Source organism: Rhizobium sp. P28RR-XV, from assembly GCF_012641385.1.
GTDB lineage: Bacteria > Pseudomonadota > Alphaproteobacteria > Rhizobiales > Rhizobiaceae > Rhizobium.
Genome location: NZ_JABAIG010000008.1, coordinates 295,238 through 309,330 on the forward strand (window position 1 = coordinate 295,238; position 14,093 = coordinate 309,330).

Here is a 14,093-nt window from a genome sequence, read left to right on the forward strand (position 1 = left end):
CTTCAGGTGTATCTTCGTCACGCAATATGCGACCGAACCGCATTAAGGTTCGAGACGGGCGGATAGAAGAAGATATAAAAATCTTATAAATGCCCTCGGGATTGCCGAGATGAGCGGAGACGCTTCTATGCCGCGCCTGGACCGCACGCCCGAGATAGCCGACAAGGATATAGCGAGATATAAAAGCAGGCCTGCATCACGCTTGATGCCATCTCCGACCAGTGATTTAGTCCGCGACCTAGCGACAGAGTTTTTGCAACCAGCCCCATGACTATTCGACCGCCAGACAAAGAAATGCGAGCCAGTGACCACCAGCATCAGACATATCGCCAAGCTCGCAGGAACATCGGTCTCGTCTGTCTCGCGCGTGCTGAACAACAGCGGCTATGCCTCTCCGGAACTCCGGGAGCGTGTGGAGGCTGCAATTCGCACGCTCAACTACACGCCGAGCAAGGGCGCGCGCATGCTGCGCGGTGCACGGAGCCGGATGATCGGGTTGATGCTGCCGTCGATCGACGTGCCCTTCTTCGGCATCCTCGCCCATGCCATCGAACAGGAGCTGTTCCGGCGCGGCTATCAGACACTGATCTGCAGCACGGCGGAAAGCATGGATCACGAGGCACGCTACATTTCCATGCTGCTGTCCCAGCGCGTCGACGGCGTCATCGTGGCAAGCGCCTTCGGCAACACCGAACATTTCGAAACGCTGCGCGACGCGCATGTCCCGATCGTCGCCATCGACCGTGAGCTCACTGGAATTGCCGATGATGCTGTCATGGCCGATCACGAGGAGGGCGGGCGCCTGATGGCCCGCCATCTGATCGGCCTCGGCCATCGGCTGATCGGCATTGTCGGCGCGCCTGCCCATAGCCAGCCGGTCCAGCTTCGCCTTCGCGGCATCACGGTGGAAATGGCCGAGAACGGCATAGCACCAGCGGTCGTGACCATGGCCGAGGAGCACAGCTTCGCGGCGACCTATCCTCTCGCAAGGGAATTGGTGGCCTCCCGGCCCGAGGTGACTGGTATCATCGGCACAACAGATATTTCGGCGATCGCCGCAATCCATGCCGTTCAGGATCACGGCTTTTCCGTACCACGCGACTATTCGGTCATCGGCTTCGACGATCTGCCGGAGGCGGCGTATGTCTTTCCACGCCTGACGACCGTCGCCCAGCCGATCCGCGATGTCGGCGAGCTGGCGGCCCGGCGATTGGAGGCCCTGATCGAAGAACAGCAAGCGGATGGCGAGCCCCGAAAAGACACGATCGTCAAAGTGCCTGTCACCTTGATCGAGCGCGACTCCACCGGCCCCGTCCGCAAATGAAAGCACATCGCCTTCAGGCGGCATTCACGGCCGGACGATGACCTTGATCTCGCCGGCCAATGGCGCACTGCCGACCGCTTCAGCAACATCTTCGAGCCCTATGGTCTTGGTCACCAGCGAATCCAGCTCCAGAATACCGCTCGCCACCATGGTCGCAGCCCGGGAATGGGTGAACGGATTGAGATAGGCCGGCCTGATCTCAACTTCGTTGACGAGCAGATCGAACGGCAGAACGGGCACTTCGAGGCCCGCCGGCGTCACCCCGAAGAGGACGAAGACACCGCCGCGCCGCGCCATCCGCACGCCGGTCTGCAGCGTTTCTGGGACTCCGGCGCATTCTATGACGACATCCACACCGCCATGGGTCGCGTCTTTGACAGCAGCAACCACATCGGTCGCCGTCGGGTCGAGGGCCAGCGTCGCTCCCAGCCGCAACGCCGCCTCGCGTCTCGACAGTTGTCTCGTGATCAGGATGATCTGGTCAGCACCGGCAAGACGAGCCAGCTGCACCATGAGCAGGCCGATCACACCGCCGCCCAATATGGCGACGCTATCGCCGGGACGGATCCGTGCCTTGTCAATGGCATGGATGCAACAGGCCAGCGGCTCGCAGAAGGCGCCGTGGACGGGATCAAGATCGGGAGGCAGCGTAAACGCCTGGCCGCAGGGAACCGCGACATATTCGGCAAAGCCGCCGTCCCGCGTCACCCCGATAGCCTTCAGATTGGCGCATAGGTTCGGTCGCCCGCGCCGGCAGGCAGGACAGGTGCCGCAGGCAATGTTCGGGTCGACCGTCACGAGCTCTCCACCCACGAAGGACGAAACGCCCTCGCCCACCTCCTCCACGAGGCCACAGAATTCATGGCCCAACGCTACCGGCATAGCCGTCGGATACTCGCCCTTGTACATATGCCGGTCGGATCCGCAGATGCCGGCGGCCAGAACCCGGACGATGATATCTCCCGGTCCGGCGTTCGGCTTTTCCACATTGCGCATGGCCATGGATCCGATCGATTCCAAACGGACTGCCCTCATTCTCCTCCTCCGAGCATAAGGTTCAATTTCCTGATCCTATCGCGCCGCTCCCATCGACACCATAGCATCCAATGATGGACGTTGCCGCTCCGCAGCCGACACATCAGCCGCATGCATGCTGCATCGCCTTCACATCCTCCAGAAGCGTTGCCATATCGGGGATACCGTCCGTCGCGGTTACGCCTCCAAGGCAACGGGCGGCGGCGGCGTGGGCAGCGGCGCAGATGCGTTCGACGGGCCAATCCTCATGCAGGCCGTAAAGTACCGCGGCGCAGAAGGCATCGCCGGCACCGACAGTACTGACGATTTCGGCTGGATCGACCGGGCGGGAGCGACAAACAATTGGCGGGCGGCCCGGCGCAAACCAGAAGCAGATTTCCGGAGCATGGATGATCGCACCCCTGGCGACGCCTGCCGCCAGCAGCCGCTCGCCGGCCGTCAGAAGTGCGGATTCGATCAACTCTCCCTTCCCGTCACGCAAGCTCAGGCCGGTTGCCCGTCCCGCCTCGATTTCATTAATGACAAGGAAATCGCAATAGGGCAGAGCCGCACCGACCTTCGCCGCAAACTCCGGATCTTCGCTGGAGACGAAATCGACGCAGGTGACAAGACCGGCGTTGCGCGCAGCCTCCAGCAGGCGCGATGCTCCGGATCGGCCATCCGCATCGATCGTGTCGAGTCCCGGCAACAGCATCAAATAGCCAAGATAGAAAAGGCGATAGCCGGCGTTCGCAAAGGCGGCGGGCGAGATGAGCGCATCCGTCACCGCATCATTGGCACCACCATGATAGAAGAAGGTGCGGTTTTGTCCCGGCACATTCATGACATGCGTGTGCGCCGTCGCGCGGTCGGGAAGCTCCCGCAGGCCGCTTGCATCGACGCCGGCGCTCTGAAGCCGCGTCTTGACGATCTCTCCGTCGGTATCCGCACCGATACATCCGGCCGCGGCGAGTTTTCCGGGAAAGCCGAGCGAGGCCAGGTCGGTGACGACATTGGCGGCCCCTCCCCCAACGCCCACATCCTGATTGATGATGTGAGCGAGATTACCCTGCTCGGGCCAGTAGGTCAGCGTGTGCACGCGGTCGACAATAAAATTGCCAGCGCAAACAATGCCTCCCTTGTCCTGCTTCTCGCTGCCGTGAACCTCCTCCCCGGTTCGCATCAGCCACCTGCCTCATTCCATAGGGGTCTGAGAGGCGGCTCATCCTCCTCGATCGCCGCGAAGCGGCCGATCGGCTCCAGAAAGTAATTATCGCTATTGTCGTCATTGACCTGGCTGACCTCGCCGACGAACACAGGCCCGCCGCCCTTTCGGCCATAGAAGCGATGATAGAGCCCGGTATGGATCGTCACGCTCTGGCCGGGAGAGAGAATAAGCGGCTCCCATGCGGCAAGCGTCCTCGGCAAGCCATCCACCGGAACGACCAAATCGTCCTTCAGCACATTGCCTTCGGCATCGGTCGCGGCGAATTCGATCACGAGATCGCCGCCGGCCCTGTTGATAATATCCTCCATCTTGGCTTGATGGCGATGGGTCGGCGTTACCTGCCCTTCCTCGACGAAAAGCAGCTTTTCGGCATAGGTGCGCTCGCCCTCGACACCGACGATGCCGTTGCGCAGGCAAAACAGCACGAGGCCGCATTCGGCAAACCGGCCGGAGCCGAAATCCGTGACGTCCCATCCCAATTGATGGGCATGCAGATAGCGCGCCGCTTCCGAATTGGCGGCGAAATCCGCCGCTGTCCAGTAGCCCCATTCCGGCAGGGACCATCGCCAATGGTCTAGGGTTTTACTTGCGCGCCGCAGCGCCTCGTTGATTTCGGAGCGCTTCATCGGGCGACCGCTCCCTCATAGTCGACCGACGCGACGATATTCTCGCGGCCGGATTTGAGTGCCGCCGTCAGCACCGCGTGGTGCGCCTGGGTTTCTTCCGGCGTGGCGCAGGTAAAGCCGTTGGCGTTTCCGCCTGCCAGTTCATCAACGAAGGCGGCCCACATCTGCTGGATGGCATCGGCAAAGCCGAACTCGAAGATCTTGCCGGTAATTGCCGGGAAGAGCGAGCCGTATCCCAGATCCTCGGTGCTCCAGGCCTGCGCGCCGCCATTGTAATCCATCCACTGCCATTGCCGTGGCGACTTTGTGCTGAAGAAAGCGCTCTTCTTCATGCCGAGTATGCGAATGTACCAGGTATTGGCTTCGCCCGGCGCGATACGCCAGGTCTTCAACACCATTGGAAAATCCTGGCCGCCCGCGCTGACGCGCGTGCTGATCGTCGCATTGTCCCAGGTCGTGCACGGCACCATGCCGCCCTTGCCGTCCGGGCGCTCGGTGATCGTCTTGACGAGCTGCGCATGCAGGGTTTGCGGGCGCCAGCCGAGCCGCAAGGGCACATGCAGCACATGCATGCCGAGATCGCCCATGCAGCCATATTCGCCGTTTATATCGGCCATGCGCTTCCAGTTGATCGGCTTCTGCCTGTCTATGTCGGAGGAGTGCAGGAAGCCAGCTTCGACCTCGAGAATATCGCCCATCTCGCCGCTCTCGGCGAGCGCGATGACCTTCTGCGCACCAGGAAAGAACGGCATTTCCGACGAGCAGCGAACGAGAAGTTCCGGGTTTTCGGCAAGAACCGCCATGATCTCGCGATTCTGGGCCGCATCCATGCCGAACGGCTTTTCGCCGAGCAGATGCTTTCCGGCTTTCAGAATATCGATGTAGAACTGCTGGTGAAGCACATGCGGCACGGCGCAATAGACCGCGTCGACATCCGGATTGGCGAGCAACTCCTTGTAGTCTCCGGTGAATTGCCGGACCGACGGCACGTTGTCCTTGAACCAATCGAGAAGCGCTGCATTTGTGTCGCAGACGGCAACGATTTCCGGCCGCGCCCTGGTATCGGCAAGGTGCAGCCAGCGTGCGGCGGCACTTGCGAATTCGCGTCCCATCAGGCCGCAACCGATGACGCCGAAGCGGAATACTCTTTTCATGTTTCCTCCTCCCCAGGATATATCAGGCGAGATGCCGCGAGGCGTCTTCGGCCGAAGCCCTCTCATGGACGATCGCCATCAGGGCGCGTGTCATGCCGGCGGGATTGTGGTGCTGGATGACATTGCGGCCATAGACGATGCCGCGGGCGCCCTGCTCCATCAGTTGCCTGGTGCGTGAAAGGATTTCCAGATCCGACACGCGGCCGCCGCCGCGCACAAGCACGGGCAAGCCTTGGGCGATCTCGATGACGCGATGATAGTCCTGAACATTGTCGCAAGGATCCGCTTTGATGATATCGGCGCCGAGTTCGGCGGCCTGGCGTACCAGCGGCAGGATCTTGTCGATTGCGCCATCGACCATATAGGCGCCTTTGGAATTGTCCTGCATGACCAGCGGCTCCACCATCAGCGGCATGCCATAGATCTCACATTCGCGCTTCAGGCTGTTCACGTTGCGCACGCAGGCGCGGTAAACCTCAGGCTGGTCCGGCAGCATCAGGAGATTGACGACCACGCAGGCGGCATCAAGCGCCACGGCCTGCTCCACGCCACGATCGATCATCTCGGAAAACAGCGCCGAGGGCAGCGGATTGCCGTAGATGTTGGCGATATCGGTCCGTAGCACCAGAGCCGGGCGATGTTTGCCGGGGATCGCCTGTAGAATGGGGGCAGTCCCCGGTGGAAGCTGAATGGCATCGGGCGCGGCATCGGCAATCACTTTGATCGCAGTTCTCATATCCTCGATGCCGGCCAGAAAGGTCCGTTCATTGAACATGCCATGATCGATAGCAACATCGAAGCAATTTCCGGACACGCCGAACAGGCGGTTGAGCCGCGCGGATTTCATCTATTTCCTCCCAATGTGGTAACGTTTCCACATCAGTACATTAGAGGACGCCTTCGGCGAGTCAAGGCGGATGCCGCATCGCTTTCGCACCCGCTCGACTTGTTCAGACCTTAGAGAATGAAGGCTATCAGTTTCTGGATATGACTAGCCGCCCCCGATCCCTCGCGAGGCGGCCTCTATTGAAGCAAGGTAGATTAGTGGGTTTTCGTGCCCTGGATCGCGGAAAGCGTCCAGTCCGCGCCCGGCTTGCGCACGAAGGTCCAGAGTTCGGTCGTCTCGGAGGGATTGTGATCGTCGCCGTCGACGAGCTTTCCTGTTGCGCGGTCGACCAGAGCGTCGATGCTCGAATAGTGCATCGCAAGCGTTGCATATTCGGCATTGTCCTCGCGCCAGGCCTCGGCAATATCGCCCTGCAGCAGACGAACGTCGGAAACGCTGTTGCGCACGCCATTCGTGGCGTTTTCCCCGAGCTCTTCGGCAAGATAGGACATCGCCTCCGGCGTGGTCAGCCGGCGTAGGGTGGCATAATCTTCCTTGCCGTAGGCCGACTGGATTTCGGTGAGGAGATGCTCGAAGCGATCGAGATCGGCCTGCTGCAGCCCGATCTCGTCGTTGGCTTGGCGTGTTTTCTGCGCGGCGGCCGCTCCACCGCCCATGGACGGGATGGAGAAGGAAGGACGCGGCGACGCGCTCGCATTGTTCATCGGATTCCCGTTGTAAGGCGCGCCCGATCCCGGCGCCGCATATTGCGTACGCTGGCGGTTTGCGAAGAACCGCATGGCAAAGCTGATCAGCAGCACAATCAGGCCGATCTGCAGCAGCATGCCGAGGAAGCCGATGCCGCCGCCGAAACCATGGCCGAGCAGCATGCCGAGAAGACCGCCTGCGATCAGGCCGCCGATCATCGATCCGCCAAAGCCACCGAAAAAGCCTGGACGCTGTGGCGCGCCAAGCGGCGGCTGGATCGTCGTCTGCTGCTGCGGCCGCTGCGTCATCGTCCGATCGATCGGCGCCGCCTGCGTGGGGGCTGTCCTCGTGATCGCCGGCGTATCGAAGGTACGCGTCCCGCGGCTTCCGAATCCGCTTGATCCAGCCCGACGCGCATCGGCAGCGTCAAAGGTCGCTACGGACGAAGCGGCGGCAAGGACGACGATGGCTGCGATCTTGGCAAACCGCGGTACTGCACTGAACATTGGCTCTCCTGTCATAGGGCAGAAAGACTAATTCGCCCCTATATGGGGATGCCGGTTTGCGATTTTAAGGCTGCGATTTTAAGTTGGTGCAACTTTCAAATTTCAATCCTGAACATGCCACCCGCGCGAGCATGCGGATGACCGGCCGCAACCTGCGGAGATGACCCTAGTCTTCATCGGCCCTTTCGATCAGACCGTCATAAACTTCCATCAGCGCATTGGTGATCGCTTGGCCAAGCGCATTGCCGGCTGCGCGCACATCATCGTCCGTCCCGTCCCGTCCCGCTCTTGCCAGTTCAAAGCCCTCATCGCTGATGATCTGCTTTGCGAGCTCGATGGCCCAGAGCCCGAAATCGCCGCGATTGCCTATCTTGATCTCATGTTCCATTGCTTGTCCCATTCAAACATCGTGAGCGAGGCTCTATAGACCCGTCCGGAGAAAGACCAGCCTCGATTGCGCCGCCATGGCCCGCATCCGATTGGCGAAAACGCGCTGGAGCCGCCGATTCCGGCATTTTCAGCAGATTCGCAAGGCGTCTGCGGATGCCCCCAACCGTCCTCCCGCAGGCTATCCGACTTGTGCTTGGACTGGGAAAACACCCACGTAAAGCGCCTAAAATGGCTTCAATACGTCGGAAATTGTGGAAATACCGGCTTTCTCGGCCTTTCCGTGCAGAACTCCAGGTGACAACTGTCACCGGCAATGGAAATGATTCCGGCGTCATCAATGCGGGGGAAGCCTCATGACCACTACCAATGAAATCGCAGATCAAATTGCAGCGGAGCATAAGCTCACCAAAGTTCAGAGCAAGGCAATCGTAGAAGCCGTCTTTGGAGCCATCACCGGAGCCGCGACCTCCGGCGCCGAAACCTCGATTCCTGGCTTTGGCAAGTTCAAGGTCAAGGACACGCCGGAACGTGAAGCACGCAATCCGGGAACGGGCGCCACCATCAAGGTTGCCGCCTCGAAGAAGCTTGCCTTCACGCCAGCCAAGGCGCTGAAGGATGCACTCAACAAGTAATCGCGACCCTGGCCGTAAAGGCTGGATGGGTTAAATGGCTGGCTCTATCCGCTAGGGCCGGCCATTTGCGTTTTCATATCAAGGCGAACGCTGCTGCGCGACCGTGAGCTATCGCAGCGCGATCAGTTCAGGATGATTACATCGAAAAGCTGACTAACGAGCCTTGAGGTAGGTCCTCAGCGCCTCAGCCTCATCCGTCTGGATGGCGGAGACGCCTGCATCGATCAGGCGGCCCCAAATTGCCGCGGGGTCCTGCAGCGCGGCGGTATCCGTAAAGCCTGCGCAGGAAACGGAATCGAGTGTATTGACCCACAGGCGCACGCCCGCGTCAGCAAAAAGCGCCTTGCGAGCAGAAAGCTGGTCCAAGCTGTCGAAGTAGATTTCGCACAGCAGCGGGTTGAGCTGAAATAGAAGATCGAGCTGGCTCTCCGCATCCTGGGAACCGAGGCGTGTTTTCGCCATGAAGAGAACCATCTCCGGCAATACCTTGTGCTGGATCCAGGCAAGATCGTCCGGGGTCCTCAGATCGCCCCAGAAATCGACTTGCCGATCGACGCCCATGGCACGAGCACAGGCGATCACACCGGGGATCATGTCTCTGCGCTTGACATCGAGATGCAGGAAAACACGGCCGCGCGTGAGATCGAAGACATCCTTCAGGCTCGGCAGCTTTTCTCCGGTCATCCGGTTCGTCTCGCCGCCATTGCGGTCACGCAGGTGCAGGCTCGACAGTTGCTGCAGCGTCAGCCCCTCTGCCTCCTGGATGAGGCCGGCCGTCCGCTCAAGCGTATCGTCATGCAGGAGAAAGAACTCGCCGTCGCTGCTGCATCGCACGTCGATCTCGACGGCATCATAGCCGGCAGACATGGCTCGCTCGATTGCCAGCAAGCTGTTTTCCGGCGCGGCGCGCCAGATGCCGCGATGAACGACGATCGCGCAGTCGCGCGAGGGATCGGCGATATAATCGGCATAGTCCATGATACGTCCTCGTCTCGCGGGATGCGCGCGATTCGCCCGAAACCGGACATCTCCGCCGGGGTATCATGGGATTTTGACAGATCTGCAAAGCGCAATGCCGGCCGTTGCGAGCGGCGTTTAAGAACGGTGATCGTTATTGCTCAAGGCAGGTCTCCTGGCTCGCGGGTCGACGCATTCGTTTCGCCTTCCCAAGGCACATGGCCTCAGTGACTTCGTCAAACGAATGCTCGCCGCTCACAGTTGCGGGTGCAGCTCCGGCTTGGCAATCATCATGTTTGCCGACCGGATTCCCATCTTAGCCTCCAATTCTTGCGAATCAGGGGAACCTCGAACACTATATATAGTAGCCTGAGTTAAAATTACGTCAACCGCTTCGAAGTCCCCCAATCGATTTCCATGCTGATATGGATGCTCATTTCGCTTGATGCGTGCATGCAAGGGCTGGACAAGCACAGCGTTATTTTATTACGCTGCATATGTAATGTTATTACATAAAGGATTTTCCATGCTACGCACAGGTTCCGGTATCTTCCTTGCAGCCTCGTCGCTCGCCTGCACATTGCTGTTTCCGTTTCCCTCTTTTGCCGACAGCGAAAACGAGACGGAAAGCTGGCGGCTGTTCGTTGCCGATCACAGCCTGCCGATCGTCCGCGCGATTGACGCGACAAGCGGTAAGGAGATCGGTCGGTTCGATCTTGACGGCTATGCCGCGCTGTCGCTCAGCCAGTCCGGCCGAACAGTCTTTGCCGTGCAGGGCGAAAAGAATGTCGTCCACGCCATCGCGACCGGCATCTCGCTCTCCGATCACGGAGAACATCGCGACATCGAGCTTTCCGAACCGAAACTGCTTCCAGCTGCGATCAGGGGTGAAAAGCCGAGGCACGTGGTAACGCACGGCAATGATATCGCGATCTTCTACGATCGCGACGACAAGTTCGACCTCCTGTCCGAGAGCGGTCTTGCAGAAGGTAAACCTGACATCCGTGCATTCGAGACGATGGCCGCCCACCACGGCGTTGCCGTTCCGATGGGCAATCATCTTCTCGTATCGGCGCCGAACATGGAGGCACCGGTCAAGGAGGGTGAGCTGCCACCACGTCTCGGCTTGCGCGTCCTCAACCGAAAGGGCGAGCAGGTCGGCGATATCAAGCCTTGCACTGGCCTTCACGGGGAGGCAACCTCCCCCGGCTGGTTGCCTTCGGTTGCGAGGAAGGCGTCCTCATCGCGCGCCCTGGCGGTGTCAACGGCCCGAAGCTCGATACGCTCGCCTATGACGCGCCTCTCCCGAAAGGCAAGGTATCGACATTGCTCGGCGGCACCTCCATGCAATTTTTCCTCGGCAATTACGGTGAGCAAAATGTCGTGCTGATCGACCCAGACAACGCAGTCGAGCCCTACAAGCTGATCGAACTGCCGACACGACGCGTCGACTTCGTGCTCGATCCGGCAAAGCCGCAGCATGCCTATATCCTCACCGAGGATGGTAGTCTGCATCTTCTCGATGTGGTGAAAGGCGCAATCGTGAAATCCGAGGCGGTCACCGAACCCTACAGCAAGGACGGCCATTGGCGCGATCCCCGGCCGCGCCTAGCCATTGCCGGCGACCTTCTCGCCATTATGGATCCACGTCACGGCCTTATTCGCTTGGTGGACGGCCAGTCGCTCAAGGAAATCCGCAGCATTGCTGTCGAGGGGCAGCCCTTTGCGATCGTTGCGGCTGGCGGATCGGGAGCGGTTCACTAAAAGCGGAAACGCAAAACCCTCTTCGTTCCTAATGAGCAAAGGGAGTCGGTCTTGTTGACCGGCTCCCTTACGCTGGGCGTTGAGAGACCAGGTCATGCCGAAACCGCCTCGTCGCTTCAACTGACCTTGCTTTCGCGGATGCGATCGGCAAGATCGAGAAAATTCTGACGCATGCGGCGCAAGGTGAAATCGAGACCAAACAGGCGGCCTGTTTCGCTAAAATCCATCGATTGAGCAGCTTCGGAACGTTGAAGAGCGCTAAACGCGGCCTCGAAAGCTTCATCGCCAGCCGAAAGCACCGCTGAATCGATCTCGCCGCCGGCACGCAGCGCCCGGCCACATGCTTCCGCGAAGCGGGCCTGTGCCTCGAGCACTCGTCCCGCCTGCGGCCCGATCACTTCGACGATCGCCGGCGGGAAAGGCGTTTCCACGATGTGGCTGACATAGGTCATGTCGTTGCGGATTCGCCAAAGCGAGCGAGGGATGGCCTCGGAAATTCCCTCTTTTGTCAGCCAGAAGGCGCGTTCGCGCTGAGCGTCGGTCAGGAGCGATTCCGTCGCCATCAGGGACTGGCGCAGCGCGATATTGGCTTCCGAGGCGGATACCGGCTCGCCCTTTTCGACCGCGGATGCAAGAGTACGCAAGATCTGTGCCACGACGTCGAGAGCCGATCCGAAGCGATCGAGCACTATAGTCCGCGAGCGCGTCGGCAGGATGAAGAGGCTGGCGAGTACACCCACGACACCGCCCAAGGTAATCTCGGCAATGCGGTCGATCACGAAGATTTCGACGGGAACGGCGGCGGAATGCGTCAGCATGACGATCGCTGCCGTCAGCCCGGCATTGCGCAGGCGAGGCACGCGCGCCGCCACGAAGCTCGAAAAGCCGACGACGCAGATCAGCGCGATCCCGATAGCAAGCGGCTCCTGCGGTGTCACGAACACCGCCACACCTCCAAGCACTGCCCCGGCGACCGTCGCCACCAAGCGATCGGCAGCCATACCGGCCGTCGCGCCAACCGACGCCTGCATGACGATCAGCACCGTGAACACGGCCCAATAACCCTGCTGAAGATGAAGAAGCTGGGAGACGGCATAGGTGATCGTGCATGCAATCATTACTCGCAGCGCCTGCACCGCCGCGCGCTGAGTCTGGTCCAGGGATGTTTTGGGTTTTGACGGAGGCTGGCTTTGGCGAGATATGGGCTCGGTCATCGCGCAACTTTTCGTCTGGAAACGTATGCTGACAATAGCCGTTCGGGTCTTGCCCCTCCCCTTGCTGCAATGCCGCCGATCACCGGATGAACCCGATGCTCAGAATGGCAGCATTCGGCATAATATGGAAGCCACGCGCATTTACGGCGAGCGTCTGGTTGCACCACCTTCTGCCGCGCTTCCTATCCGGAAGCACGGTCCTTAATCGATGGTCACAGATCAGGCTTTGAGCTCAAACCGTGGCGGAAGCCGCGGATGTCGGCGTCGTCTCGTCGACGAGAACCTGCCGCAGTCGCGTTTCCTGATCGGGCGAAAGCGAGGTGCGCAGCAACCTTGCATGCTCGCCCTTGAATTCGGCAAGCACTTTCTCCGGCTGGACCTTGCGGATCAGCAGGAAGAGCGCGGAACTGTTCGTGGGAATGGCTTCGGCGAGTTTCTTGATGAGATCGTCGTCAATGCCGTAATCGGCCATCGATCCTGCGAGAGCGCCGGAACCGGCACCGATTGCGCCGCCGACCACAAGTCCGGCAAGGGGATTGAGGAACAGCAGGCCCACGAGCGAACCCCACAGCGCGCCGGAAAGCCCGCCGCTTGCGGCACCTGCCGCCGTCAGATTGACGCTCTGCTTGAGACGGACCTTGCCGGCCTCGTCGCGAACGGCAATGACCGCATCTTCGAGGTCGATCAGATATTCCTTCTCGAGCTGGACGAGACGATTAAGAACGGCGTCCGCTTTGTCGGCATTATCGAAACCAAGCACGATGAGTTCTGACATCGAAATCCTCCGGGGTTTTTTGTCGAAGCAGGAACTAGGACCTCAAGCCGATCAGTGAACAGCTGTGCTGATCAACCGGTAAGGATGAGTAGCATTGAACTGCGAGATCATTGCGACAGCCTGCTGCAACAATTCTTCGGCCTGTTCTGGATCATCGCGGGCCAGTTCGTCGGCATTGACCCGGATTGCTTCCGCCATGTTGGTGGAAAGCGCCGCAAACTGCTTGTTGCCCTCGACAAAAGCTTCACGCGCCGTGCCTTCCAGCGTCCGGGCGACATCGATGAGAATTTCCTCGCGCTCTTCAACGCTGAGATCTTCGATAGTTTTGGTTTTATCTTCCATTTTAATTACTCACTCTTCATAGACGTGATGGCAACCGAGCTCATAAAGCCTCGGTTATTGCTCACGTAGGAAGACGCAAATGCGGGTTCAAGGTTCCCTTGTTCGACCCGGTATCGGCGAAATCGTGATCTCGTCGATAGGACGATCGACCTTCGCCACGCGCAAAGAAAGGTATCGCCCTCGCCAATGCGGAACATTGTGGCCGCCGTACGGTTCGATTGATGTGGCCGGACATCTCCTCATCCGGAAAGGTCTTCGGCCGCGCTGCATCCTAGATGAAGCGAGCTCTTGCAAACCAGACGAACTTGCAAACCAGACGAACGGGTAATCGACATGACGGATCCGCGACGAGAAAATAGCAAGACGGCGGCTGAGCGCGATACGGGTTCTCCCAGCCATCGGCCGACGGCAGCCAATCAGACCAAAGGTGAACTCGACGCCGCCTCGGAGCATCTCAAAGAGCGCGGTCCCGACGACCTGCCCAACATCGAGGCGGCAAAGGAAGCAGCGCGTCAGCCCGATGACGCCTTCATCGTGCAAAGCGACCTTGAAGACGCGGACGAGCGCGAGGCTTCACCGGGAACCCGCGAACAGCCGTGAGATTGCGTCGGGCCGACTGTCCCCACACCCACG

Annotated in this window: 14 protein-coding genes, 1 pseudogene and 1 riboswitch; of the genes and pseudogenes, 4 read left to right on the plus strand and 11 right to left on the minus strand. The window is 60.0% G+C overall.

Annotated elements, in window-relative coordinates:
- The first annotated feature begins 304 nt into the window (after window positions 1-304).
- Entirely contained in the window at window positions 305-1,324 is a 1,020-nt protein-coding gene (locus HGP12_RS18960) for a LacI family DNA-binding transcriptional regulator (protein ID WP_168840352.1), read from the plus strand.
- 24 nt (window positions 1,325-1,348) lie between these two features.
- Here the strand turns inward: HGP12_RS18960 and HGP12_RS18965 are convergent, their stop codons facing one another.
- The 7 genes from HGP12_RS18965 to HGP12_RS18995 all read right to left on the minus strand — a co-directional run bounded on the left by HGP12_RS18965 (window position 1,349) and on the right by HGP12_RS18995 (window position 7,774).
- Window positions 1,349-2,359: a zinc-dependent alcohol dehydrogenase family protein gene (locus HGP12_RS18965; protein WP_168840353.1), complete on the minus strand. Its 1,011-nt coding sequence runs from the start codon at window positions 2,357-2,359 to the stop codon at window positions 1,349-1,351.
- Window positions 2,360-2,462: 103 nt separating this feature from the next.
- Window positions 2,463-3,521 (minus strand): carbohydrate kinase family protein, encoded by a 1,059-nt coding sequence (locus tag HGP12_RS18970; RefSeq protein ID WP_168840354.1) that lies wholly within the window; start codon window positions 3,519-3,521, stop codon window positions 2,463-2,465.
- Window positions 3,521-4,192 (minus strand): D-lyxose/D-mannose family sugar isomerase, encoded by a 672-nt coding sequence (locus HGP12_RS18975; protein WP_168840355.1) that lies wholly within the window; start codon window positions 4,190-4,192, stop codon window positions 3,521-3,523. The genes HGP12_RS18970 and HGP12_RS18975 overlap by 1 nt, the downstream gene beginning before the upstream one ends.
- Window positions 4,189-5,346 carry a Gfo/Idh/MocA family protein gene (locus HGP12_RS18980; protein WP_168840356.1) on the minus strand — a complete coding sequence of 386 codons (1,158 nt, stop codon included), beginning with the start codon at window positions 5,344-5,346 and terminating at the stop codon, window positions 4,189-4,191. The genes HGP12_RS18975 and HGP12_RS18980 overlap by 4 nt, the downstream gene beginning before the upstream one ends.
- Before the next feature lie 22 nt (window positions 5,347-5,368).
- Window positions 5,369-6,193, minus strand: a complete 825-nt coding sequence (locus HGP12_RS18985) for a class I fructose-bisphosphate aldolase (protein WP_168840357.1) — start codon at window positions 6,191-6,193, stop codon at window positions 5,369-5,371.
- Between the two features lie 194 nt (window positions 6,194-6,387).
- The gene (locus HGP12_RS18990; protein WP_168840358.1) at window positions 6,388-7,386 is read right to left on the minus strand and encodes a Tim44 domain-containing protein; all 999 of its coding nucleotides are present in this window, start codon (window positions 7,384-7,386) and stop codon (window positions 6,388-6,390) included.
- A gap of 166 nt (window positions 7,387-7,552) precedes the next feature.
- Window positions 7,553-7,774, minus strand: coding sequence for a hypothetical protein (locus HGP12_RS18995; RefSeq protein ID WP_168840437.1), 222 nt, complete (start codon window positions 7,772-7,774; stop codon window positions 7,553-7,555).
- A gap of 355 nt (window positions 7,775-8,129) precedes the next feature.
- Between HGP12_RS18995 and HGP12_RS19000 the strand changes: the two genes are divergently transcribed.
- Window positions 8,130-8,408 (plus strand): HU family DNA-binding protein, encoded by a 279-nt coding sequence (locus HGP12_RS19000; RefSeq protein WP_168840359.1) that lies wholly within the window; start codon window positions 8,130-8,132, stop codon window positions 8,406-8,408.
- A gap of 153 nt (window positions 8,409-8,561) precedes the next feature.
- Here the strand turns inward: HGP12_RS19000 and HGP12_RS19005 are convergent, their stop codons facing one another.
- Window positions 8,562-9,386 (minus strand): glycerophosphodiester phosphodiesterase family protein, encoded by an 825-nt coding sequence (locus tag HGP12_RS19005; RefSeq protein ID WP_168879607.1) that lies wholly within the window; start codon window positions 9,384-9,386, stop codon window positions 8,562-8,564.
- Between the two features lie 126 nt (window positions 9,387-9,512).
- Window positions 9,513-9,731: riboswitch (cobalamin riboswitch) on the minus strand.
- A gap of 160 nt (window positions 9,732-9,891) precedes the next feature.
- On the opposite strand from HGP12_RS19005, the pseudogene HGP12_RS19010 reads away from it, so the two are divergent.
- Window positions 9,892-11,129 (plus strand): annotated as a pseudogene (locus HGP12_RS19010) (hypothetical protein).
- Window positions 11,130-11,245: 116 nt separating this feature from the next.
- Here the strand turns inward: HGP12_RS19010 and HGP12_RS19015 are convergent.
- The 3 genes from HGP12_RS19015 to HGP12_RS19025 form a co-directional block, all read right to left on the minus strand.
- Window positions 11,246-12,343, minus strand: coding sequence for an FUSC family protein (locus HGP12_RS19015; RefSeq protein ID WP_281408224.1), 1,098 nt, complete (start codon window positions 12,341-12,343; stop codon window positions 11,246-11,248).
- Between the two features lie 232 nt (window positions 12,344-12,575).
- Window positions 12,576-13,118, minus strand: a complete 543-nt coding sequence (locus HGP12_RS19020) for a DUF1269 domain-containing protein (RefSeq protein ID WP_168840361.1) — start codon at window positions 13,116-13,118, stop codon at window positions 12,576-12,578.
- A 51-nt stretch (window positions 13,119-13,169) separates the two neighbouring features.
- Entirely contained in the window at window positions 13,170-13,460 is a 291-nt protein-coding gene (locus HGP12_RS19025; RefSeq protein WP_168840362.1) for a hypothetical protein, read from the minus strand.
- A gap of 333 nt (window positions 13,461-13,793) precedes the next feature.
- On the opposite strand from HGP12_RS19025, the gene HGP12_RS19030 reads away from it, so the two are divergent.
- Window positions 13,794-14,060: a hypothetical protein gene (locus tag HGP12_RS19030; protein WP_168840089.1), complete on the plus strand. Its 267-nt coding sequence runs from the start codon at window positions 13,794-13,796 to the stop codon at window positions 14,058-14,060.
- Window positions 14,061-14,093: the final 33 nt, after the last annotated feature.

Bases quoted from the DNA above. Each gene is read 5' to 3' on its own strand.
- HGP12_RS18965 (WP_168840353.1), bottom strand. From the start codon at position 2,359: ATGAGGGCAGTCCGTTTGGAATCGATCGGATCCATGGCCATGCGCAAT.
- HGP12_RS18970 (WP_168840354.1), bottom strand. From the start codon at position 3,521: ATGCGAACCGGGGAGGAGGTTCACGGCAGCGAGAAGCAGGACAAGGGA.
- HGP12_RS18975 (WP_168840355.1), bottom strand. From the start codon at position 4,192: ATGAAGCGCTCCGAAATCAACGAGGCGCTGCGGCGCGCAAGTAAAACC.
- HGP12_RS18980 (WP_168840356.1), bottom strand. From the start codon at position 5,346: ATGAAAAGAGTATTCCGCTTCGGCGTCATCGGTTGCGGCCTGATGGGA.
- HGP12_RS18985 (WP_168840357.1), bottom strand. From the start codon at position 6,193: ATGAAATCCGCGCGGCTCAACCGCCTGTTCGGCGTGTCCGGAAATTGC.
- HGP12_RS18990 (WP_168840358.1), bottom strand. From the start codon at position 7,386: ATGTTCAGTGCAGTACCGCGGTTTGCCAAGATCGCAGCCATCGTCGTC.
- HGP12_RS18995 (WP_168840437.1), bottom strand. From the start codon at position 7,774: ATGGAACATGAGATCAAGATAGGCAATCGCGGCGATTTCGGGCTCTGG.
- HGP12_RS19000 (WP_168840359.1), top strand. From the start codon at position 8,130: ATGACCACTACCAATGAAATCGCAGATCAAATTGCAGCGGAGCATAAG.
- HGP12_RS19005 (WP_168879607.1), bottom strand. From the start codon at position 9,386: ATGGACTATGCCGATTATATCGCCGATCCCTCGCGCGACTGCGCGATC.
- HGP12_RS19015 (WP_281408224.1), bottom strand. From the start codon at position 12,343: ATGACCGAGCCCATATCTCGCCAAAGCCAGCCTCCGTCAAAACCCAAA.
- HGP12_RS19020 (WP_168840361.1), bottom strand. From the start codon at position 13,118: ATGTCAGAACTCATCGTGCTTGGTTTCGATAATGCCGACAAAGCGGAC.
- HGP12_RS19025 (WP_168840362.1), bottom strand. From the start codon at position 13,460: ATGGAAGATAAAACCAAAACTATCGAAGATCTCAGCGTTGAAGAGCGC.
- HGP12_RS19030 (WP_168840089.1), top strand. From the start codon at position 13,794: ATGACGGATCCGCGACGAGAAAATAGCAAGACGGCGGCTGAGCGCGAT.